The organism is Acetobacter sp. UBA5411 (assembly GCF_002409645.1).
Lineage (GTDB): Bacteria > Pseudomonadota > Alphaproteobacteria > Acetobacterales > Acetobacteraceae > Acetobacter.
In genome coordinates this window covers 129,507-152,210 of record NZ_DHNR01000031.1, presented here as the reverse complement: position 1 = coordinate 152,210, position 22,704 = coordinate 129,507, and the positions used below count along the sequence as shown (strand labels likewise).

15 protein-coding genes are annotated in these 22,704 nt (G+C 54.9%); 9 read left to right on the top strand and 6 right to left on the bottom strand.

Going from position 1 to position 22,704, the window contains the following annotated elements; translation table 11 throughout:
• The 3 genes from B3759_RS09985 (at position 1) to B3759_RS09975 (ending at position 3,578) form a co-directional block, all read left to right on the top strand.
• Positions 1-1,125: an acetoin dehydrogenase dihydrolipoyllysine-residue acetyltransferase subunit gene (locus B3759_RS09985; RefSeq protein WP_291365770.1), complete on the top strand. Its 1,125-nt coding sequence runs from the start codon at positions 1-3 to the stop codon at positions 1,123-1,125.
• Positions 1,126-1,456: 331 nt separating this feature from the next.
• The gene (locus B3759_RS09980; RefSeq protein ID WP_291365769.1) at positions 1,457-2,317 is read left to right on the top strand and encodes a glucose 1-dehydrogenase; all 861 of its coding nucleotides are present in this window, start codon (positions 1,457-1,459) and stop codon (positions 2,315-2,317) included.
• On the top strand, positions 2,310-3,578 hold the full coding sequence (locus B3759_RS09975) for an AGE family epimerase/isomerase (RefSeq protein WP_291365768.1): 1,269 nt from the start codon (positions 2,310-2,312) through the stop codon (positions 3,576-3,578). Before B3759_RS09980 ends, B3759_RS09975 begins: the two co-directional genes overlap by 8 nt.
• Before the next feature lie 150 nt (positions 3,579-3,728).
• On the opposite strand, the gene folD is transcribed toward B3759_RS09975, so the two are convergent.
• Positions 3,729-4,694 carry a bifunctional methylenetetrahydrofolate dehydrogenase/methenyltetrahydrofolate cyclohydrolase FolD gene (gene folD, locus B3759_RS09970; RefSeq protein ID WP_291365767.1) on the bottom strand — a complete coding sequence of 322 codons (966 nt, stop codon included), beginning with the start codon at positions 4,692-4,694 and terminating at the stop codon, positions 3,729-3,731.
• A gap of 60 nt (positions 4,695-4,754) precedes the next feature.
• Here folD and B3759_RS09965 point away from each other — a divergent pair, with 60 nt between their 5' ends.
• Positions 4,755-5,870: a threonine aldolase family protein gene (locus tag B3759_RS09965; RefSeq protein ID WP_291365766.1), complete on the top strand. Its 1,116-nt coding sequence runs from the start codon at positions 4,755-4,757 to the stop codon at positions 5,868-5,870.
• A 241-nt stretch (positions 5,871-6,111) separates the two neighbouring features.
• Here B3759_RS09965 and B3759_RS09960 read toward each other — a convergent pair whose 3' ends face one another.
• The 4 genes from B3759_RS09960 to B3759_RS09945 form a co-directional block, all read right to left on the bottom strand.
• The gene (locus B3759_RS09960) at positions 6,112-8,340 is read right to left on the bottom strand and encodes a TonB-dependent siderophore receptor (RefSeq protein ID WP_291365765.1); all 2,229 of its coding nucleotides are present in this window, start codon (positions 8,338-8,340) and stop codon (positions 6,112-6,114) included.
• A gap of 263 nt (positions 8,341-8,603) precedes the next feature.
• On the bottom strand, positions 8,604-9,383 hold the full coding sequence (locus B3759_RS09955; RefSeq protein ID WP_291365764.1) for an AraC family transcriptional regulator: 780 nt from the start codon (positions 9,381-9,383) through the stop codon (positions 8,604-8,606).
• A 141-nt stretch (positions 9,384-9,524) separates the two neighbouring features.
• Entirely contained in the window at positions 9,525-11,423 is a 1,899-nt protein-coding gene (locus B3759_RS09950) for a CocE/NonD family hydrolase (RefSeq protein ID WP_291365763.1), read from the bottom strand.
• Between the two features lie 286 nt (positions 11,424-11,709).
• Positions 11,710-12,639, bottom strand: a complete 930-nt coding sequence (locus B3759_RS09945) for a nucleoside hydrolase (protein WP_291365762.1) — start codon at positions 12,637-12,639, stop codon at positions 11,710-11,712.
• 643 nt (positions 12,640-13,282) lie between these two features.
• On the opposite strand from B3759_RS09945, the gene B3759_RS09940 reads away from it, so the two are divergent.
• The 5 genes from B3759_RS09940 to B3759_RS09920 all read left to right on the top strand — a co-directional run bounded on the left by B3759_RS09940 (position 13,283) and on the right by B3759_RS09920 (position 21,359).
• Positions 13,283-15,868 carry a Hint domain-containing protein gene (locus B3759_RS09940; protein ID WP_291365761.1) on the top strand — a complete coding sequence of 862 codons (2,586 nt, stop codon included), beginning with the start codon at positions 13,283-13,285 and terminating at the stop codon, positions 15,866-15,868.
• Positions 15,869-16,141: 273 nt separating this feature from the next.
• A complete protein-coding gene (locus B3759_RS09935) occupies positions 16,142-16,642 on the top strand; it encodes a Dabb family protein (RefSeq protein WP_291365908.1) in 501 nt (166 codons plus the stop codon).
• A 331-nt stretch (positions 16,643-16,973) separates the two neighbouring features.
• On the top strand, positions 16,974-19,241 hold the full coding sequence (locus B3759_RS09930; protein ID WP_291365760.1) for a TonB-dependent siderophore receptor: 2,268 nt from the start codon (positions 16,974-16,976) through the stop codon (positions 19,239-19,241).
• Between the two features lie 277 nt (positions 19,242-19,518).
• Entirely contained in the window at positions 19,519-19,806 is a 288-nt protein-coding gene (locus B3759_RS09925) for a hypothetical protein (protein WP_291365759.1), read from the top strand.
• A complete protein-coding gene (locus B3759_RS09920; protein ID WP_291365758.1) occupies positions 19,803-21,359 on the top strand; it encodes a PepSY-associated TM helix domain-containing protein in 1,557 nt (518 codons plus the stop codon). The genes B3759_RS09925 and B3759_RS09920 overlap by 4 nt, the downstream gene beginning before the upstream one ends.
• A 139-nt stretch (positions 21,360-21,498) precedes the next feature.
• Here B3759_RS09920 and tgt read toward each other — a convergent pair whose 3' ends face one another.
• Positions 21,499-22,662 carry a tRNA guanosine(34) transglycosylase Tgt gene (gene tgt, locus B3759_RS09915; RefSeq protein ID WP_291365757.1) on the bottom strand — a complete coding sequence of 388 codons (1,164 nt, stop codon included), beginning with the start codon at positions 22,660-22,662 and terminating at the stop codon, positions 21,499-21,501.
• Positions 22,663-22,704: the final 42 nt, after the last annotated feature.

The window sequence follows — 22,704 nt, the reverse complement described above, 5'->3', positions numbered from 1 at the left end:
ATGAGTGGCACCATCACACCGATCACCATGCCGAAATTTGGTCTGGCCATGACCGAAGGCAAGCTGGCGAGCTGGAGCCTTCCTGTTGGCAAGGAAGTCAAGGCGGGAGATGAAATCGCTGATATTGAGACAAGCAAGATTACAAACGGCTATGAAAGTCCTGCTGCAGGCATTCTCCGTCGGCAGGTCGCACCGGAAGGTGAAATGCTGCCTGTCGGCGCGCTGATTGGCGTTCTGGCGGATGCCGACGTTTCCGATGCCGAGATTGACGCCTTCATTCAGGATTTCAACGACAATTTCTCTTCAGGCGAAACGGAAGATAAAAACAGCGATACGACTGCGCGCAGGATAGTGGACGTTGGTGATCTCAAAATTTCTGTGCAGGAAAGTGGAAATAGAGAGACAGGAAGCTCCGTTCTTCTCATTCACGGTTTTGGAGGCGATGTCAGCAACTGGATGCTGACACAGTCGGCTCTGGCGTCCTCACATCACGTGATTGCTTTTGATCTTCCTGGACATGGTGAATCCACAAAACAGGTTGGCGACGGCACGCCATATGGATTTGCGAAAACTGTTGAAGAACTCGCCAGAGCGCTGGATTTGTCTGAAGCACATGTCGTCGGGCACTCTCTCGGCGGCGCAATAGCGCTGGAACTGGCGAAATCCGCCCCCAATCTGGTGAAAAGTCTGACCCTGATTGCGCCAGCCGGTCTGGGTCAGGACATCAACATGAATTTCATCAATGGCTTCATTGATGCAGACAGACGAAAAACCCTTGAACCTGTCCTGCAATATCTCGTGCATGACAAGAGTCTGATTTCCCGACAGATGGTGGAAGGGATTATCCGCTATAAACGGCTGGACGGTGTGGTCAGCGGCTTGAAAACCATTGCCTCTGCCAATTTCCCTGATGGAAAACAGGCTATTTCGCTCAGATCTGTTCTGGAAACATTTGATAAACCCGTCCAGATTCTGTGGGGAGAACAGGATGAGATTCTGTCTACAAAAGATGCTGATGGACTTCCTGCCACCATTGCTGTGACCCGTTTTCCCGAGACCGGCCATATGCCGCAACTCGAGCAGGCTGCCGCAGTGAATACAAAAATCAGCCAGTTCATCGAATAGCTGATCTTTCGCACGATGCGGTAATAGCTGCATCGTGCGTTTTCATGAGATTTCTCCCAAACCGGCTTTGTGTATCCGGCCTATTTTCGAAAGTTCTGTAAGTTCATAATTCCATGAAACTCTACAGAACACTCAAAAAATCACCCTTGAAAATCAAAGAAAAGTTTTGGTGAAGCTTTTTCATAAGTTTCAGAAGCCAGCCCTTTCTACAAACTCATCAGATCATTATTTTGCGTATACCACTCACAACAATGCGAGAGAGGTTTATCGCAACCATTCCCGCTAACGCCCGTTCTCCTCGTGACCACGTAACATTTCACTGGAGAATTTCATGGCGATCACCATCCCCCCCCAAAGTCAGGATCATCAACCCGGCGTTGAAGGCAAGATGAAGCCTTTGGCTGTCCATATTCGTTCCGATTACAAGGGTAGCGGGAAGCTGAACGGCAAAAAAGCGCTCATAACGGGCGGTGACAGCGGTATCGGACGGGCAGCGGCGCTGCATTTTGCGCGTGAAGGCGCTGATATCGCCATTGTTTATCTGGAAGAACATGAAGACGCCAAGGAAACGGCTCGGCTGATCGAGGCAGAAGGACGCAAGGTCGTTCTTATCCCCGGCGATGTCTCCTCCAGCACATTCTGTAATGAAGCCGTCGAGAAAACCGTTTCCCAACTGGGTGGTCTTGATGTCCTCGTCAACAATGCGGGCGTGCAGTATGTCAGCAATGACCTGACCGACATTACCGATGAGGTCTGGCTGCGGCACATGGATGTCAACATCAACGGTTATTTCTATATGACCCGTGCCGCCCTGAAGCACCTGAAAGCAGGCGCATCGATTATCTCCACATCTTCAATCAATGCCTTTGCTGGCAACAAGTCTTTAGTGGCCTATACCACCACCAAGGCTGCGGAAATGGGTTTCACAAGAGCGCTGGCTCTTCAGCTCGCAGAGAAAAAAATCCGCGTGAACGCCGTAGCACCGGGTCCGATCTGGACACCATTGCAACCCGCAAGCTGGGGTCCCGTCGATCCGCAGGCTGTCGCCGATATGGGCAAGAGCACACCGATGGGACGTATTGGCGAGCCAAGCGAGATGGGGCCAGCCTATGTCTATCTGGCCTCGGAAGATTCCTCTTACGTCACCGGCCAGACGCTCCACGTCAACGGGGGCATGATCATCAATGGCTGAAATGCTGCCTTCCCTGATGGTGCCAACATCAAGCTGGCTCCGTCGCTCCGTGCATCGCCGCTGGCTGGATCATCAGGGATTGCGGCTCCTCGATTTTTCAAAACCCTCCCGTATCAAAATCGGTTTCGGCCCGCTCGATGCGAGAGGAAATCTCGGTCCCGACGCTCAGGCCGACACCATTCTCACGGCCCGTATGACGCATTCCTATGCGATTGCCGCCATGCGGGGCGTGCCGGGATGCCTGCCTCTGGCCGAGCATGGTGTCGCGGCTCTCCGCGACGGACTGAAGGACAAGCTTCACGGCGGCTGGTTCGCTGGCCCTCCGGAAACCCTGAAAACTGCTCAGGAGAAACGAAAAGAAAACTATCTGCATGCCTTTGTCGCGCTGGCGGCTTCCTCGGCGCATGTCGCTGGTGTGGCTGGCGCCAGCGCGCTCCTCAAGGATGCTGCACATATCTGGGAAACCCATTTCTGGAGTGAGGAAGAGGGCGTCTTCCGGGAAAGCTTTGCCGCCGACTGGTCGGATGAAGAAAACTACCGCGGCGCAAACTCCAACATGCACTCAGTAGAAGCCTGCATGGCGCTGGCCGATGTGCTCGACGCCCCCGTCTGGCGGATCCGGGCGCTACGCTGCGCCGAACGCTTCATCCATCATTTCGCACGTGAAAACGGCTATGCAGTTCCGGAACATTTTGACCGGAGCTGGAAGCGCCTTGATGATTTTAACCGCGACAAACCAACGGATGACCTGCGTCCTTTCGGCATGACGCCGGGGCATTTCGTGGAATGGTCCCATCTTCTGCTCAAGCTGGAAGCAGCCCTGCTGCGTCAGGATGGGCATGCGCCTTACTGGCTGCTGACCGATGCGATCGGTCTGTTCAGCACCGGCATGAAAGCCGGCTGGTCACGCAGCGGGACAGGCGGCCTGCTTTATACTGTTGATTTCCAGCTTGAACCGGTCGTGCAGAACAAGCCGCACTGGTGTCAGGCTGAAGCACTGACTGCGGCAGCGGCCCTGCTGAAACGAACGGGTCATGCCCCCTATGAGACGTGGTATCGGAAAATATGGGATTTTATTGATCTGCACATGATCGATCGGAAGCTGGGTGGCTGGATTCAGGAACTGGATGCAGACAACCATCCCTCTGAAGTCGTGTATCCCGGCAAGGCCGATCTCTATCATGCCTGGCAGGCGACATTGAATCCGCTACTGCCGCTGTCACCCAGTTTTGCAACGGCCATTTCGGAGCTGGATGGTTGAGTATTGGCTTAACGGGCCGTAGCTCTCAGGGCTTTGCCCCGCACCCCACAAAGGGACATAGTCCCTTTGATCCCATTTTGTTAAAATAAATAAAGGGTAAAGGGATTTATGATCCCTTCCGGGTGCAGAGCAAAGCCCAGTTTATGCTCTTCAGTAAGGCAGCCAGTTCTTGTCGCCGCTTTCCTTGCAGGCCTTGTCACCAACACTCATGCGGGCGGCCTTCAACGTATTGCGCAACAGGCAGGCGATGGTCATCGGTCCCACGCCACCCGGAACCGGCGTGATGCGTCCGGCAATCGGCGCAACCTCGTCAAAGTCTACATCGCCGACCAGTCTGGTCTTGCCGCCTTCCGTGGGGATACGGGTGATTCCGACATCGATAACGGTCGCGCCGGGCTTCACCCAGTCCTTCTTCACCAGCCCTCTTTTGCCTGTCGCGACAACCAGAATATCCGCCGTGCGGGACATCGCCGCAGGATCAACCGTGTCGATGTGGCAGATGGAAACCGTGCAGCCCTCATTGAGCAGCAGCAGCGCCATCGGCTTGCCGACCAGATTGGACGCGCCAATGACGGTTGCGTTCAGTCCACGCAGATCTCCCAACTCGGATTTCAGCAGCATCAGACAGCCGAGCGGCGTGCACGGGATGATCCCCGGCAGCCCCGTCATCAGACGACCCGCATTGACCTCACCGAGACCATCGACGTCCTTGTTCGGCGCAATGGCGTTGGTGACGCAAAACGGGTCGATATGCTTCGGCAGCGGCAACTGCACGAGAATGCCGTGAATTTCCGGATCCTCATTCAGACGCTCAATCAGATGCAACAGAGATGCTTCCGACGTCGTCTCGGGCAACATGTGCATGAAGGAACGCATGCCCACGCGATGCGTCTCCAGCGCCTTGTTCCGCACATAGACTTCGCTCGCAGGGTCATTGCCGACCAGCACCACAGCCAGCCCCGGTGTCACACCATGCTTCTCATGAAAAGCCCGGACTTCGTCGGCCGTCCGCTGGCGCAGGTTTTTCGCGAAAGCCTTGCCGTCGATCAGACTTGCGCCTGCTCCGGCGTTTTCCGGGGAACCGCTGGCTGTTTCTGACGCTGTCTTTTCGGACATTGGGCTTGGCCTTCCATGGGTGCTAGAATGGGCAGGTCGTATCAAAAGGCAGGAGGCGACATGGAACAGACCGCTCAGACACCGCCGCTCAGTGACACGTTACCGGATGACGACACTGGGTCGCAGCGTATACGCACGAACTTCATGAGCGACAATGTGGGACCGGTCTGTCCCGAGATTCTGACCGCTATCACGGCTGCGAATACAGGCGATGCCCCGGCTCATGGCGATGACGCCTGGACCGCCCGCCTCGAAGCCCGCGTGTCCGAAGTCTTTGAAGCCGAAGCCCGGGTTTTCCCCGTCGCAACAGGCACGGCAGCCAACGGTCTCGCGCTCACGGCCCTGACTCCGCCCTGGGGCGCGGTCCTGTGCGATGAGAGTTCCCATATCTTTCGCCGGGAATGCGGTGCGCCGGAATTCTTCACCAGCGGGGCCAAGCTATGCCCGATTCCGTCGGCTGAAGGCCGGATGCATACCGACCTGCTGGGGCGTACTATTGCCGATCTTCAGGCCGGTGGACGACGTCTCAGCCGCCCGGCCGCTCTCTCCCTCTCACAAGCCACGGAATGGGGAACCGTCTATACGATCGAGCAGCTTGTCGAGTTGACTTCGCTTGCTCATGACGCGGGCATGGGCGTGCATATGGATGGTGCCCGTTTCGGCAATGCTCTGGCGCATCTGGGTTGCGCGCCAGCGGATGCGACTTGGCGTGCCGGTGTGGATATTCTCTCGCTCGGCGCGACCAAAAGCGGTGCCCTTGCCGCCGAAATGGTGGTGATCTTCAACACAACGCTGGCCGAAGACATGGAGCGCCGCATCAAGCGCGCCGGTCATCTCTGGTCCAAGCAGCGCTTCATCAGTGCACAGATTCTGGCATGGCTGGAGAATGATCTTTGGCTGCATAACGCCCGGCAGGCCAACGAAATGGCCGGTCGTCTTGCGCGAGGTCTCCTGCGTCACCCGGGCGCGACCCTACCGTTCGACACACAGGCGAACGAGGTTTTCGCCATCATGCCTGAACTGCTGGTGCAGGGGCTTGAGGCGGCCGGATATATCTTCCTTCGCAGGACTGCGCCTCCGGGTGTGGAAGGCACGCTGGTGCGCTTTGTCACGTCTTATGACACGCAGCCTGCTGATATCGATGCACTGCTTGAGGCGTTGGCGTCGATAGAGTAGTGGGCGCTCCATCGGCTGGAATGGAATCCGGCTGATGGAGCAGGGTGCGTCCTTGTCTGGCACAAAAGGTGCAAAACCTCCGTTTTCAAGGGAGTGTTTTATGGGGCGTGCAGCTTTCTGACTTGATAAAGCTTTTGGGTGTCGCCTTTTTTCAAAAAGGCGACATTCTCTGAAGCTTTTTGAAAAAAGCTTCACCAAAAACTTCTTGATGATTTACACAGGATTTTTCAGAAAAAGCTTTTTACCAGCTGTATCCTATGCTGGCCTGAGCATTTCGCCTCTCTCCGTAATAGCAATACTCGCCGTCAGTGCCATAAGCAAAGCAGTTCGAGATGTAGTGTTTGTCAAAAAGATTACGGACATTGGCTGACATTTTCCATCCATGGAGTGAGCTGGACAGATTGCCCAGATCGTAGGCCACGGAAGCATCGAAAAGCGCATATTGCGGAAGCCAGACACTACCGTACGTCGCTTCACCGCCATAGGCTTTGGCCGAATACCGCATTCCACCCCCAAAACCAAAACCCTTTAACTTTCCTTTTGGTATCGTGTAAAATGCGAATAGAGAAGCATTTCCCTTGCCCGACTGGATCAGTGGCTTTCCGGTTGAGTCATCATGCACCTTCTGGACGCTGACAGCTGCCGTGATCATGAGGTTTTTATAGGGCTGTGCATGTGCTTCAAACTCGAAACCATCTGAATGCACAAGACCGCTCTGAATATTATATCCTGTATTGGCCACAGAGACGAGAACATTGCTCTGTTCGATATGAAACCCGGCAGCCGTAAACAGAACTGAGGTCCCGGGAATCTGATATTTCACGCCTCCTTCAAGCTGCTTGCCCAGAGACGGACTGGCCTGACGTCTTGTAAGTCCTCCATCATTTGAGACACTTCCTGACTGAGGCTGAAAAGAAGTCGAATAGCTGATATAGGGCGCAAGACCGAAATCGAAATGATACAGACCGGATGCGCGCCATGTGATCTGGCCTGCGCTCTGACGGGTGTCTGTCTGGCCGATCCGCTCGATCTGGTCAGAACTATACCAGTCATGTCTGATACTTCCTGTCAGGATCAGACGCTTCCAGCGGATTTCATCCTGACCATAAGCGCCGATCTGGTGCGATCTTGTCACATAGTCCAGATATGGCGTCAGAGGAGCGATGTCCATGTGATAGTCTGGATGCAGCACATCCAGATCCGGCGCATCACCATAGGCTTCGTGATCGTTCGCCCGCTGCTGCATGTAATCAAAGCCGAACATCATCACATGACGCAACGGGCCTGTACGGACATGGCCCTTGAACTGGCTGTCGAAGGCGAGATTGTAAGTGTGCTCCTGCGTACCGTAGGCAGAACGTGACAGCATTTGACCGCTATTGCCATCGTCACTGTCGTAATAACCATTGTTATAGACACTGCGATAGATCGTGCGTATATCGTCGTAGCGGCCGCGCGTGCTGAAACTCCAGTCATCATTGAAGTTATGATTGAACATATAGGTCAGCGCGCCATGCCGCCGGTTGAATTTCTCCGAAGGCACATCGCCATCATAGAAATTGCGCGGCAGGTAACCGTAGGATGCCCGTTTGAGAGATCCGACCAACGGGACACCACCGTAAGATCCATTTTCAGGATCGTACTGATAATTACCTAACAGAGTCAGAGTGGTCGGGCCGTCCCCTCCAAACGTAAAGGACGGACTGATGCTGAAACGTCGGCTTCCTGTCCTGCTGAGTTGAGTGTGCTGCCCGTTCGCCGTGCCGTAAATACGGTACCGCACGAGGCCATCTTTCGTTGCGAAACCACCGACATCGGCATCGACACGATAGAGATCGAACATACCGCCGGTGGTGGTGACGCCTCCATAAAACCGCTGATTGGTCGGTAGCTTGCTGGACAATGCCGTGAGACCACCCGGACTGGACTGTCCATACAACGCCGAAGCAGGCCCTTTCAGAACCTCGACACGATCAAGACGGAACGTATCGGTCTGGGCAACAGCAAAACCTGTGGGGCTGTCCTGTAATTTCAGCCCATCAAGAAAGGTTGGCACCGTAAAGCCGCGCAAATCGTAGAGATCGTACCGTGTTCCTTCACCGCCACGGGTGTCGGCTGTCACACCGGCTGCATAACGTATGGCCTGATTGAGATTGAGCACGCCACGCGCATCCATTTCGTCGCGCGTGATGACAGTGACCGACTGCGCCGTCTCGACCAGAGGCGTATTCGTCTTGGTGGCGGAAGAGGCCACGGTTGCCGGTATGCGGCCACGCACCATGATCTTTTCAACGGTTGTTGCGCGTCTTGCCGCCGGACTGCTGGTCTTGCCCGTAGAGGACTGATTGACGGCTGCGGTTCCGGAAGATCGAGGCGCCTCCGTCGTTTTTTTCTCCTGCTCGGCGGCAAGAGCGGCATCACTCAGAACAAGCGAAAAAAGAGCCGAGTAAATGATCCTGTAGCGCTGCATGCCCCACTCATTTCGTAACCGGCCTCTGCTACATGAGGACGCGGCAGTCCGTGTTAATATTAAGAATAAGTCTTAATTGCGCACCTAACCACATTCGGAACCTGTAGCAACCGGCAAGGCTGCGGTTGGCCCGAACACGAGCAAATTCTGCCTGATCGCTGACGCCGGATCACCGAACAGGCTTTCGGATCAGTGTTCATCTGCTGGATTTTGGTCTGGAAACGAAGAACTACAGCCTCATGGTGGTGGAAACACCGCAGACATCAGACTTGTGAATCTGGCTCCGCATTGAAGCGCAGGGTACGGGGAGCAACACCGAAGGTCCGGTGGAACATGGTGCTGAAACTGCTGGCGTTGTCATACCCGAGATCGAAGGCGACCTTCGAGATCGGCTGACCCGCCGCAATACGGGACGCAGCCTCGATCACCCGTACCCGGCGCCGCCATGCCGCAAATCCCATACCCATTTGCTGCTGAAAGAGCCGGGTAAAGGTGCGTCGCGCCATACCTGTTTCGCGGGCCCAGTAATCAATGTCATGGCAATCACCAGGTTGCAGCATGATCGCCTCACACACACGGCGTAACCGAAGATCGGACGGCAGGAGCAGGCGTTCCGCGATCCGGGGGGCGCGTCTGATTTCGTCGACCAGCAGACGCGCGATGACCGACATCCGCTCATCCATGGTGAAATCGAAGCGCATGGAGATAATTTCATCGACCAGCCCCCTCACCAGAGTGGAAAGATCAAACATCTTGCAGGGCAGATCAGAACCGACGAAATCATCATCGACATACACGACCTGAAATATCAGGTCTGTCCGACAGTTGGCCTGATGCAGTGTGTTGGCGGGAATCCACATGGCCTGACCGGGACCAAGCACGAAACTTTTGTCCAGCGTGTTGATCGTCACACTTCCTGCCAGGAACACCGACAGTTGCGCCCGGTCATGAGCGTGGAGACCATCAACAAAACCACCGATATAGCTGTCAGAAAACCCCACGACAGGCGGTGGATGACAGGGCAGGTCCGCTGTCCGCTTCATGGTGCTACGTCTCCATCACCTTGCGTCATTCGTTTTGGCATGGAAAGTATCCATCAAAAGCTAAAATATCCGCTCTGTCTCCCGATTTCACGCAAACAGAATATCAGCCTGTTTGTGGGCTTTTTCCACTTCTCATCCTTATCACGGGTGAGAAGGAGAAACATCGGGACCGACCGTCAGTCTGCGCGAGAGGGGAACACTCCCATCGTCCATGACTGGAAGATCGACATGGCTTGCCAAAGGACCACCTACAGCGATGCGCTGGTAAGTCATGCGATAATCAGTTGGGCGAGCAAGAAAGATATTACGAACAAACCGCTGCGGATTGCGGTCATAGAGCGGGAACCAGCTCGACTGGATCTGCACGACAATCCTGTGACCGGGCTGAAAAGTATGGGAAACTTCTGGCAGTACGATCCGATAGGGCTGAAGCACACCTGATCGCAAAGGTTCTGGATGCTCCAGAGATTTCCGATATCGTCCTCGGAAAATATCCATTGCGACCGGCATGAGAGCGCCTGACACTCCCGGCTTTTGCCTGGAATCCACAGGATAGGCATCAATCAACTTCACCACCCAGTCGGAATCATTCCCGCTGGTTGAAGCTCCAAGATAAGCGACAGGCGCACCTTCAACTGTTACGGGATGGGTCAGTTCATCCGATGTGAAAGTCAGCACGTCATTACGCCCCATGACAAAGCGCTGATCAGCCGCCAGCCACGTTTCATCCGAAACGGCACCTCCTGCATCCGGCATGAAAGGAACCGGATGAGCGGGATCGGAGCGATATCCCAGCGTGTGCATTCGCTTCGGTCCGGCGGTAAAAGCCAGTTTATGCTCGGGAAGCAGATAAAGCGGACGGATCGTGGAGGCGGGAGGCCAATCCGGGAAAGCGAGCCATTGTCCAGCTCCAGACTGGAACGCCGTGACAGGTGCTACATCCATCGGCGCCCCCTTGAGGTAATGCGCGAGAAACGGCTTCAGCACCTCCTGACGCCACCATGCTGCGGTGTCCTGCCCCCATTGCAAAGCACCGATAGCACTTCCGTCTTCAAGAGCCTGTGCATGTCGCCACGGTCCAATCGTCAGGAACATGCTGTCGGCGCGCCTGCCCTGCGACCGAAGAGCTTTCCAGACGGCAAGCGCGCCATAGATATCCTCCTGATCCCACAAACCGTGAACCAGCATCAGGGGAACATGCAGAGAATGTGCAGAAAGAACACGATCAAGCGCTCTGGCCTGCCAGTAGGAATCATAGGCTGGATGAGTAAGGATTTCACGCCAGAAAACAACATCATCGATACCATGACGGTGTCCGAAATCCCCTGCGGATCCTTCATGCAGAAACGCACGCGCCTGCTCGCTGACGGAGGAAGGGAGCGAAATATCGGCATGTTTTCCATCCGCACCGATTTGTGGAATCAATAGCTGTCGAAAAGCACCATTATGAAACCAGTCGTCACCACGCCATCCATCGACCATCGGATTGACAGCTACGGCGACCTTCAACGCAGGATGCGCGTCAATCAGCCCCATCAGGGTGGTGAAGCCGTCATAAGAAGTGCCGATCAGCCCGACTTGACCATCCGCTTCGGCTACATGATGAACAAGCCAGTCGATCGTGTCGTAAGCGTCGGTGGATTCATCCGTCGAGGTATGATTGTCTGCCGTATGGGCCAGCGGCCCCGTGACAACAAACTCTCCGCCCGACCGGTTCTGGCCGCGAACATCCTGTAAAACCCGAATATAGGGACCGCCGACAAGCCGCCTTCCCCACCCGTCAAATGGGCTGGCCCCGCTCTGATCATCCATCTGATGGGTGATATCGTCGGCTCCGTAGATTGTTCTCGTGAGCAGGATCGGCAGATGAACGGCCTTGTGGGAAACCTCTTTGGGAAGCAGGATAACCGTATGCAGCCGGACCCCGTCTCGCATGGAAATATCGACGGCATAACGATGATCTTCCATCTCGGTTGTCTTCGGATGGTTGATCGATGACGTGCAGGCAGCGAGCAGCAGGGAAAAGACAACTGCTGTCATCGCCTGTCGGCCATTTCGACTGATTTCAGCTATGACTGATCGAAATCTGCAAAAGAGTTTCGTATCAGAACGAAGCGAGGATGGCTGGCTCAAAGGCACTACAGTCTGCGGATCATGTGTGAGTCCTGCGCAGGTTTTGTTTTCTCACGGTGAAGCCGTTTTCTCGAAAGCTTCTGAGCACATCGCCTTCCCGGAAAAGACGGCCCTGAAAAATTTTTCTCTGTCGAAAAGCATCACGTAACAACATCCTGAAATACTGGAAGGAATCCACAAACAGTAACGAACGTCAGAAACGAGCCAGACGCTCCGTTATGAGATCATAAGCGGCATCAACATCACACTTCCTGAGAAACAGAACGTTTTTCGGTAAATCGCTGATACCCCACCAGTCCACGACCGTCATACCCATTGTCAGCTCGCTGCCGGTCTCCACCCGCACATTAACCTGCCTTCCGCGATAGAGGTCCGGCTTGAGAAGCCAGAGCACAGTGTTCGGATCATGCAGCGGGCCGCCATCCGTACCGTATTTGTTGGCTTCAAAACGTTTCTCGAACCGCAACCAGTCAGCAACGACCGGACCGACGCGGTTGGGAATGGCCGCCAGACGCGCCATACGAGCGGCACTCGTGTGCAGAGTATGCGTCACGTCCAGCGGCAGCATGGTGATGGGAATGCCTGATTCCAGCACAATGGCGGCGGCATGGGGATCGACATAAATATTGAATTCTGCGCTGGGCGTAATATTGCCGACCTCTGAAAAAGCACCTGACATGGTGACAATCCGTCCGATCCGCGTTCGCAATGCGGGCTCACGTGACAGGGCCAGCGCAAGATTGGTCATGGGGCCGATGGCGCAGATCGTGATCGCCCCGACCGGGTTTTCCATGACGGAGCGGATGAGGAAATCGACTGCATGCTCGGAAGAAGCCATCGTCACCGGGTCAGGAAGGTCCGCTCCTTCAAAACCCGTCCGACCATGCACATGCGTAGCGTTGACGGGCGCACGCAGGAGCGGCCGTTCTGCTCCCCGACATACCGGAATATCAGGCCGACCGCCCAGTTCCATTGTCTTCAGGGCGTTGATGGTCGCCTGATCAACATCGACATTTCCCGAGACCGTGGTGACGCCAAGCAACTCGATCTCGGGACTGGCGAGCGCGAGGAGAATTGTCAGGGCGTCATCCTGTCCCGGATCTGTGTCGATGATGATTTTCAACGCTTGTTCTCCTCACATGACGAGCTTGATCGTGGACTTGCGTAATCGGTGCATTGCCAAGCTAGCCTCTGAAAGCGGTTTCGTCAGCAGTCCTCTGCATACGTCGTTTCTTCGAGATCTTCTGCGGCAGGAGAGAGAGACTCATCCGGTTTTCATGGTCGAGGTCATTCGCTGAATGATCCACTGGCCTCATCTTGTTCTTGATCGCAAGGGCCACCTTAACAGGTCATACATCATGCTTCTTGCCGCAATGAGAATAAGATCGTGCCAAGGGATACTCACCCAGAAACTGCCGAACAGGCTCTTACCATCTGCACGAATATGGACCTCCTATCCCCTTTATAAAAACCATGAAATTATCTTATGATTTTTGCATAAAGAACAATCACGCATAGACAATCAACATCCAAAAGGGCCACGCCAACTATTTATAGAATTCATCAACACACAAAAAACAATTACTCTCATTCTGCACTTTGCACATTTCATCCTCTCATCCGGCCCAATCATTCTCGCTTTCTTAACGATAGAGACGAAACAGAAATGATTTAACCAAAAAGTCACAATTTCGCGGCGTCAGATGCAATAGGGCTTCTCCGGCAAAACTACCCGACCTCAACCGCCGTTTCCGGAACGATGCCCTATGAGCGATGAAGTTTCTCTGGATGTGAACCAGACCTACACAAATGATGATGACCTGGTCACAAAGAAAACAACCGTAACGGCCACGCTTGATGAAATTTCCTTTCTGACCATCGCCAACAGCGGCACTCTGGAATCGACAACAAAACGAGGCATCGACACGTCAGGAGATGCCGCAGCCGATACAGTGCTGGTCATTCAGAACAGCGGCACAATCAGCGGCAGTGATGACGGCATCCGTGTCGATTCAGATCTTCCCGACGGCGCTCTGGCCCTGATCAATACCGGCACGATTGAATCGACGACCGATGGGCAGGCCGTCGATTTCAACTCGGTCGCCACAAACGACATCACCCTGATCTTCAATGTGGGTGACGGTGAAATCATCTCGACGGATGCGGACGCCCTGCGTCCCGGCAATAACGCTATCATCTTTAATACAGGCACGATCGACGCAGGCGGCGTTAATGGTGCCACGAAAAATGACGGGATCGACTTTCAGGATTACGGTGGCGTCGTCCTAAACAACGGCACGATCACCGGTGCCCGACACGCCATTACCAGCAGTGAAAACGCCATCGTCATCAACGGTGTCGCCGGCACCATTCTGGGTCGCGACGGTTCAGGTGTGGGATCTGACGGCGATGGCACAGTGTTCAATTACGGGACCATCACCGGGGCCTATGACGGATCCGGCACCGGAGACGGCGATGGTGTCGATATCGACGGCTACGCCACGATCACCAATTACGGAACCATTGAAGGGACCGGCGCAAGCGGCAATGGCAGCGACGGCCTCCCCAACGGAAGTGAAGGCGTATCGATCGGGGGCGGCGACATCCTGAATGCTGCCAACGCCGTCATCAGCGGCGCTAATAACGGTATTCTAGTCGATAACAGCAGTGAAGGTAATGCACCGTACGCCACAACCATCGTCAATGCGGGCACCATTCAAGGGTTGGATGGCTACGGCATCCACATCACCGATACATTCGGCGACACCATCACCAACGCCGGTTATATTTCCGGAACCACCTACGCCATCCTGCTCGGCTCGGGTGACGACACACTGAACATCCTGACAGGATCAGAGATTGACGGCACGGTGGATGGTGGAGCGGGCTCCAACACTGTCAATCTTGTCGGCACAGGCACCTTTAATGGGGCCGACAATTTCCAGACCATGACAGTTTCCGGGAACTGGGTTCTGACCGGCGATCAGTCCTACAGTCTGGTGGCGCTCAATACCGACGCCACATTGACACTGGAAGGCGCGGCCTTCTCCACGCAGACCATCGCCTTCTCTTCCAGCGGCACGCTGATCCTTGATGCCGCGGACTCATTTTCTGCCGCCGTCGTCAATATGAGCGCTAGTGATTACATCGATTTCTCTGCACTGACTTACAGCGCGGATGCGACCGTTCAGGCATCCGGCAACACTGTGACCGTCACCTCCGGGAGCACCACCTATACGCTAACAGTTTCTCTGGCCGACACCGTAAACCAGTTCGCACTGGCGGCAGATGAAGACGGCTCGCTGCTGCTCACGGCGGTTGTCTGCTTCCTGCCGGGCAGCCTTGTCGAAACGGAGACGGGCGCTGTAGCGGTCGAGAACCTTCAGCCCGGCATGATGGTTCCTACCTACGACAGCGGACACGCTCTCCTGAAGGAAATCATCTGGGTGGGCCGACAGGATGTGCGCGTGCAGGCCGACCTGCCCCCGGATATGGCTGGCTGCCCTGTGCGTATCCGAGCAGGCGCTCTGGCGGACAATGTGCCGTTCACCGACCTTCTGGTGACACCGGAACATTGCCTGTGGTTCGATGGTCGTTTCGTGCCGGTGCGGATGCTCGTCAATGGTCGCAGCATTGCCTATGACCGCACCATCCGTTCCTACACTTGCTATCACATTGAGACGCAGGATCATGCGGTCATCCGCGTCAACGGGCTGCTGACCGAGAGTTATCTGGACACGGGTAATCGCCGCAATTTTCGCCCTGTTACGGATGAACATGTCGTGGCCGCCTTCTCTGGCAAGTCCAAAAGCTGGGAAGAGGATGCCGCCGGGCAACTCTGTGTCGATCGCGCCTTTGTGGAACCGCTGTTTAACACGTTTGCCGAGCGCGCTGTCGCCACGGATGCTCATGAAGCGCCGACCCTCATTCATGATCCGGCACTGCGCCTTCTGCTGCCTGATGGCGCGTCGCTTGCTCCCGCTTCGACAACGGATGGCCGGTTTACGTTCCACCTTCCGACTACTGTTTCTCAGGTCAGCATTGTGTCACGGGCTTCGCGCCCCTGTGACGTCATTGGCCCTTTCATAGACGACCGCCGTTTTCTCGGTGTGCTCGTGGGAGAGATCACGCTTGAGGTCGGAGACCATTCACATTCCATCACAACCCATCTGACCAAAGAGGGTGAAGGATGGGACGTGCAGGAAACCGTTCCGATGCGCTGGACTCAGGGAGAAGCCACTCTGGACCTGCCGTTTTATGAAGCGGGTGAAGATGTGGTTCTGACACTCCAGCTTCATGCAGCTGGACCGTATCTTGAAGATATGGATATCGACCTGCGGCGGTGTGCGTAAAAACTTACTTCTGACGATCTCTGCTTCGAGTTTCGGAGATCGTCAGGCTTTGGTGAGTGGCATTGCCGCCCTTTGACTGGAGCAAAAAAAACAATATGAAACTTTTTGAAAAAAGCTTCACCAAAAACTCATTCAAATTCTTAAGTGGTTCCGCAAAGAGGCTTTCTTGATTGGTTCCTTGTCTGGCAAAGCAATTCCTTCCGGAGACAAGATGATATAACTTTCACCCTCATGGTTATATTTTCCCGCCTCCTCATAGTGCCTCTCTTGGCAATGGCTCTCTGGAGCGCTGTTCCGGGCAGCGCAAACGCAACGCCTTCGCCAGTCCTTGATGAAGCCGCCCTCAGCGCCCAGTCGGTTCTGACAAAGGTTGGAGCTGCACGCTTCACGGCACCGGATTTCCAGCCGGGCACTCTCCGTCACATGGTGTTGTTTCGTTTTCGTCCTGAAGTGACGACAGCCTTACGCAATGAAGTGACAAAGCGCTTTCTCGCCCTCGCCAGCCTGTCCCGCCGTCCGGACGGCAAGCCTGTCGTCGTGTCCATCGAGGCAGGCCCACAAAACAGTGGAGAGAACAGTGATCTTGGTCTGCAGGAAGGCTATCTGGTGACTTTCAAATCTGAAGGTGACCGGAATTTCTATGTCGGTCGTCCCATTGTCACGGATGCCCGCTATTTCGACGCCGCGCATGATGCATTCAAGACCTTTGCCGGGCCTTATCTCGAAAAAGTCGTAGTTTTTGACTTTCCTGTCAGTGCTGTGAACAGACCATAACAGCCTGTCCTGCGTCCGCGACTGTTATCAGAAACGCGGGTTCTATCCTTCCATGACAAGGGGAATGAGGAGTTTTGGCATCTCATCCCCCTTGCCCTTCATCTTCCTGCTTTTCCCCAAGTTAATCTAGCTCAGATAAAAGAAATTTCCGCTAATCCACCATAAATCGATCTGGCCATAGAGCTTTATACCCAATGTAAAAACAAGATGTTTTACAAAATACACCTTCCTTGAAATGTATCATAAAATGTCTGCCGCACATTGATGTTGACAATGATTCTCATTTTCGTAGAAGCCATTTTCTCTAAAATGTGAATGCGGAAAGAGTTTCATGCGGCAATCGCGATATCTGACACGCAGCGCCGTGCCCGTCGCCATCATGGCGTCGCTCGGATCAACTGCCTGGGCAACGCAACCAGTCGCAACCGTGGACGAGAAGAAGCCCACGAGCGGAAAAGTCAGCAAACCGGCACCCGGTCATGAAGTCATTGTCGTGACCGCCACCGGTCTGTCGCATGCCGCTGCCAGCACAAAAACGCGAACACCAATCATTGAATCGCCTCAGACAATCTCCATTGTGAGTCGCGAAGAAATCGAACTAAGAGCATCACCGACCGTTGCTGATGCTCTGGCCTATACAGCTGGCGTGCAAGCCGAACCCAGTGGTATCGACAGTCGTGTTGACGAGGTTTCAGTCCGGGGTTTCGGTGCAGGCGGATTTTCATCCAACAACAATTTTGTCGATGGCCTGCGTCTGCCTGCAGGAGGCCAGTGGACTCGCACCTCCTTCGATCCCTTTGCCCTTCAGCAGATCGAAGTCCTTAAAGGACCATCAGGCGCTCTGTATGGTCAGACTGCACCCGGCGGCATCATCAACCTGACCACCAAGAAACCCACCGAGACGAGTCACGGAGAGTTCTTTACTCAGACGGCGGGTTATACGGATCTCGCCAACTGGCAGGGACAGGCGGCCGGTGATGTTTCCGGCAAACTCAACAAGCAGGGAACTCTTTTGGGCCGCATGGTCGCTCTGGCCCGTTACGGCGGCACGCAGGTCAACAGCGTCATGAATGGTCGCTATTACGTCTCCCCCAGCCTGACCTGGAAATATGCCCCCGGCTCATCATGGACTCTTCTGGCGCAGTATCAGCGCGATGCAGGCGGCTCCACCTTTCAGTTCCTGCCCAAGACTGGCACCCTGACGCCGTCGAAGGGCCGGTATATCGCCAATGATGCCAATATCGGTGAACCTGACTGGGACAAATTCGATCGTACGCAGACGCTGGCAGGCTCGTTTCTTGAACATAAATTCAGTCGCTTCCTGACCGTGCGTAACAACACCCGCTATACCTACCTCGACAATCTTTATCGGGCGACTGTTCTGAGTGGTGACACACTCATAGCTTGCCCAAGCTCGGTTCGCGGATGTGTCGCGGGTGAAACCGTCAACCGTCGGGCCGTGGAAGGACGAGGCCGGTCTCAGGGCGTGGCAATGGACACGCAAGTTGAAGGGCATGTGAAAACTGGCCCAGTACAGCACACACTTCTTGCCGGAACTGATTATTTCTACACAAGCTGGGAAAGCTCCCGTGATCTGGTCTCATCCTCTCTCGTTCTGCCCATGCTGGATATCTTCAATCCATCATCCCGCGGGGTGAGTGGCTATTCAGCAGGCCTCAACCCACAGGTCTATAGCGCCACAAAATCCTACCAGAATGGCGTTTATTTTCAGGATCAGATGAAATTCGAGCGCCTGCGTGTCACAGTTGGTGGACGGCAGGACTGGGCGACTGATGACACGCTCAACATCCTGACACGTCAACGCTATGTCACGTCTTCCAACAAGTTCACATGGCGCGCAGGAGCGGTCTATCTGCTCGATTTCGGGCTGGCTCCTTATTTCAGCTACGCGACTTCTTTCCAGCCTCAGGTTTCTGATCCTTCAACCGCGCTGAATGGCAAGCCCTTCAAGCCGACCACGGGTGACCAGTATGAAGCTGGTCTCCGCTATCAGTACAAGAAAAGCATTTACGTCACTTTCGGTGCCTATCAGATCAAGCAGAAAAACATGACCACACCCGCACCGGACGGTGAAATGTGCGGAACGGCCACCTGTTACGTGCAGACCGGTGAAGGCCGAGTCAGAGGTCTGGAACTGGAGGGCCGCGCAAACCTGCCCTGGGATATGTCAGTCATTTTCACCGGCACCCGCAGCGATCCCAGAGTCATGAAGTCAAACACACTTGCGCAGATCGGCAATTATCTTCCACAGGCTCCCAAATGGATGGCCTCCCTGTTTGTCGATCAGCGTATTCGTCGTGGCACGTTCCGGGGAACTGGCGTTGGCGGCGGCGTGCGTTATACCGGACACAGCTACGGCGATACGAACAACACACTATCCATTCCCGGCTATACCGTCTTTGACATGTTTCTGCGTTATGATTTCGGACAAGCTCATCCACAGTATGACGGTTTGTCTTTCTCGGCCAACGTTCGCAATATTGCAAACAAGCGGTTTGTGGCGACCTGCACAGCCGTATCCGCCTGCTATTACGGACAAGGCAGAAGTCTGACGATGCGTCTGGAATATCGCTGGTGATACAGTCTGATCTTTTTCTTGCGCTTGGAAGTATCGCCGGGTTGTTCGCAAGTATCATGTTCTATTGCACATCCAGTCAGCAGAGACTTTTTACGCAGCGTCTGTCAGGCAGTATCGGCGTGGGAGGGGGAGCAGTCCTTACCCTGTGCACGGCAATCTGTTTTGCGCACATCATAAGTTTGATAACCGCTCTGTTCATGACTGTGGTTCTACTGATGTTATGGCTTTGCTTTCTGCCGGTTGGAATCTCCCTTGTGAAATCACGCGGTGAACAACGATGACACTCGACAACAGTGAGTGGAAAGGGAAACTCTCTGCTGGAATTATTCCGGGAGCCGGTCTGGCATTGGGAGGCATGGGCGTCGCAGGCCTGCTCTGTCACACAACAGGCAGTCCCATGACGCTCTCCGCCCAGGCTCTTCTGTGGTCAGCAACATTCGTATGGATCGTTTCTGTCTGTGCCTGTTTCCTGTTTTCCTCTGGTCGCAAGGCATGGACAGGACTGGGGACTAGTTGCGCTCTCGTTTGGCTGCTCTTTTTAATTCTGAAGAACGTGATTCGATGAAACTTCGTGAAGATATTGTCGCTGTCTATCGAGAAGTTCATAGCTGGGTCGGCATACTGGCGGCACTTTTTCTTTTTGTCGCGTTCTATGCTGGCGCAGTCAGCATGTTTGAACAAACATTGCAAAACTGGCTGACACCGGAAAGCCATTTACCTGCACCCCTATCTCTCGACCGTACACCCGAATTGATGGAAAAAGCCTTTGCCGCTTTTCCGGATGCACGCCGAAATTACACCATCGTCCTGACACCGGATAAAACCCAACCCGCCCGTCTGGTCTGGCCCCAGAATCCGAAAAGCCATGACCATGGGCCGGCTCATCTTGTCGCTGCTGCTCTCGATCCAAATGGAATACTGATTACGGAAAAGCGGCCACCTTCGGAAACGGCGCATTTCATTGATGTCCTGCACCAGCGTGTAGGTCTGCCTTTGCCAGAAGGCATCGCGATGCCTTTTATGGGCATAGTTGCACTGGCCTACGCTATTGCGCTGGTATCGGGTGTGATCGCTTTTCTGCCCGCACTGAAACGAACCCTCTTTGCTGTCAGACTTGAAGGCGGCAAACGCCGAGCGTGGCTCGATCTGCATAATATCTTTGGTTTTTTCTCGCTTCCCTTTCATGTGGTTATGGCGATCACATCGGTACTTTTTGCGTTTCATGAGCCGATTTATGCTGTGCAGAACATACTTTTTCATAACGATGTCCGTCAGATTCATCCCCAGCAGCATCCGTCTCCCGCACGAGAAGTTGCCCCACTTCTGACACCCACTGCTCTTGTCGCATCTCTCGCTCAACAGGCGCCGGGCTTTGTGCCGGATACGCTGAATTATGCTACCCGACCCGGCCCCGGAGGCGGAACGCTGATGCTTCGTGTTGCCGGACATGATACGCGTTTTGTGATGCGTGGTCCCAACGCCGGTTTTGCAGTCATGGATCCGGCAAGCGGTCGTATTCTTTCGACTGACTATTTACCCGGCCACCAGTCAGGCGGATTTGCAACAATCACTTCTTTCTTCAGTCTGCATTTTGGCAGCTATGGCGGATATCCTGTCCGCTGGGCTTATCTTGTTCTTGGATTTGGCGGAGCTTTTCTCTTTTATACCGGCAATCAGCTCTGGATCATGGCGCGACAACGACGTGAACGCGCCACCGGTCTTGTCACTGAAACACGCGGTTCCCGTATTCTTTCCTCACTGACAATAGGATGCACGACAGGCTGTATGGCCGGTATTGCAGCCATCATTGCTCTTGCTGCCGTCATCCCAAATCCAATGGCTTACATGCCGGTCGCCCTGACCTATTATGCGACATTCCTGTTCTGCACGTTGCTGGCTTTTATTCTGCCTTCACAGAGCAAAGCAGCAGTGCTTTTTTGTATTACGGCTCTCAGTCATATCGCCTTGGCGGTGGCGGCACTGATACGAGGCGCGAGCTTTGGCGACGACTCCTCATTCATCGTCGCAGCTCTGGCTTTCATTCTGGCTCTCATCTTTTTTATGGTGGCGAAGAAAAGAGGGTATTCAGCACTCACTTCATTCAAAAAAGCTCTGTAGATTTACAGAAGATTTTTTGAAAAAAGATTCGGGGGCATCGCCTTTTCGAAAAAAAGGCGATGCCTAAAAACTTTTACTGTTTGCCAACTTCCATTCTGGCTAAAGACAACTTTTATCCTGCCAGAAGAATGTTTTTTCTTCACGCAACTGGCGGAATGAGTGGCTGTGGCACCTCGTCTTCGCTCCAGTCCCCGGCCTGCCATTCAGCCCGCAGATGCTCCGCGTGAGCCGACAGCGTGCCGTCTACAATCGCCGCACGAATGCCGCGCATCAGCCGCTGATAGTAGGCAAGGTTGTGCCATGTCAGCAGCATCGGACCAAGGATTTCATCAGCGCGGAACAGATGATGCAGATAGGCGCGGGAATGGCGCGTGCAGGCAAGGCAGTCGCAGTGCGGTGACAGCGGCCGCGCGTCGAGCGCGAACCGGGCGTTACGCAGGTTGATGTGACCGCGTTCCGTATAGGCACGAGCTGTACGCCCGGCGCGGGTCGGCATCACACAGTCGAACATGTCCACGCCACGCATCACGCTGCCCAGTAGGTCGTCCGGTGTGCCGACACCCATCAGATAACGTGGCTTGTCATTCGGCATGAGCGGCGTTGTCACGTCGAGCGTGGAGAACATCAGCTCCTGCCCCTCGCCCACCGCAAGGCCACCGATGGCGTAGCCCTCGAACCCGATATCCGTCAGCGCCTTCACGCTTTCGGCGCGCAGTTCCGGCTCTGTCCCACCCTGCACGATGCCGAACTGGCCGTAACCTTCCCGCTGAATGAACGCCTCGCGGGACCGGGCGGCCCAGCGCATCGACATCCGCATGGAAGCAGCGATGGCCTCCGGTGCTGCGGGAAGAGCCGGACACTCGTCAAAACACATGGTGATGGTCGCATCGAGAGCGTGCTGGATATCGGTTGAGCGCTGTGGATCGAGACGATGTTTCGAGCCGTCGATATGCGACTGGAACGTCACACCGTCCTGATCGAGCTTGCGCAGTGCGCCAAGCGACATGACCTGAAATCCGCCGGAATCCGTCAGGATCGGGCCGGGCCAGTCCATGAATTTGTGCAGGCCACCAAGCTGTTTCACCCGCTCCGCACCGGGGCGCAGCATCAGGTGATAGGTGTTGCCCAGCACGATCCCGGCACCTGTCGAGCGCACGGCGTCCATGGTCATGGCCTTCACCGTGCCGGCCGTGCCGACAGGCATGAAGGTCGGTGTTTGTACCGGGCCGTGCGCCGTGTGCAGCGTGCCGGCACGGGCCTGCCCGTCAGTGGACTCGCAGATCCAGCGGAAAGTGCTGCTCATGATGTTCGACCTCTTGTCGTGACGTTACGAGGCTCTGCCCCA

What these genes read in the sequence shown, in the direction of transcription:
- B3759_RS09985 (WP_291365770.1), top strand. Translation starts at nt 1, where the DNA reads ATGAGTGGCACCATCACACCGATCACCATGCCGAAATTTGGTCTGGCC.
- B3759_RS09980 (WP_291365769.1), top strand. Translation starts at nt 1,457, where the DNA reads ATGGCGATCACCATCCCCCCCCAAAGTCAGGATCATCAACCCGGCGTT.
- B3759_RS09975 (WP_291365768.1), top strand. Translation starts at nt 2,310, where the DNA reads ATGGCTGAAATGCTGCCTTCCCTGATGGTGCCAACATCAAGCTGGCTC.
- folD (WP_291365767.1), bottom strand. Translation starts at nt 4,694, where the DNA reads ATGTCCGAAAAGACAGCGTCAGAAACAGCCAGCGGTTCCCCGGAAAAC.
- B3759_RS09965 (WP_291365766.1), top strand. Translation starts at nt 4,755, where the DNA reads ATGGAACAGACCGCTCAGACACCGCCGCTCAGTGACACGTTACCGGAT.
- B3759_RS09960 (WP_291365765.1), bottom strand. Translation starts at nt 8,340, where the DNA reads ATGCAGCGCTACAGGATCATTTACTCGGCTCTTTTTTCGCTTGTTCTG.
- B3759_RS09955 (WP_291365764.1), bottom strand. Translation starts at nt 9,383, where the DNA reads ATGAAGCGGACAGCGGACCTGCCCTGTCATCCACCGCCTGTCGTGGGG.
- B3759_RS09950 (WP_291365763.1), bottom strand. Translation starts at nt 11,423, where the DNA reads ATGACAGCAGTTGTCTTTTCCCTGCTGCTCGCTGCCTGCACGTCATCG.
- B3759_RS09940 (WP_291365761.1), top strand. Translation starts at nt 13,283, where the DNA reads ATGAGCGATGAAGTTTCTCTGGATGTGAACCAGACCTACACAAATGAT.
- B3759_RS09935 (WP_291365908.1), top strand. Translation starts at nt 16,142, where the DNA reads ATGGCTCTCTGGAGCGCTGTTCCGGGCAGCGCAAACGCAACGCCTTCG.
- B3759_RS09930 (WP_291365760.1), top strand. Translation starts at nt 16,974, where the DNA reads ATGCGGCAATCGCGATATCTGACACGCAGCGCCGTGCCCGTCGCCATC.
- B3759_RS09925 (WP_291365759.1), top strand. Translation starts at nt 19,519, where the DNA reads ATGACACTCGACAACAGTGAGTGGAAAGGGAAACTCTCTGCTGGAATT.
- B3759_RS09920 (WP_291365758.1), top strand. Translation starts at nt 19,803, where the DNA reads ATGAAACTTCGTGAAGATATTGTCGCTGTCTATCGAGAAGTTCATAGC.
- tgt (WP_291365757.1), bottom strand. Translation starts at nt 22,662, where the DNA reads ATGAGCAGCACTTTCCGCTGGATCTGCGAGTCCACTGACGGGCAGGCC.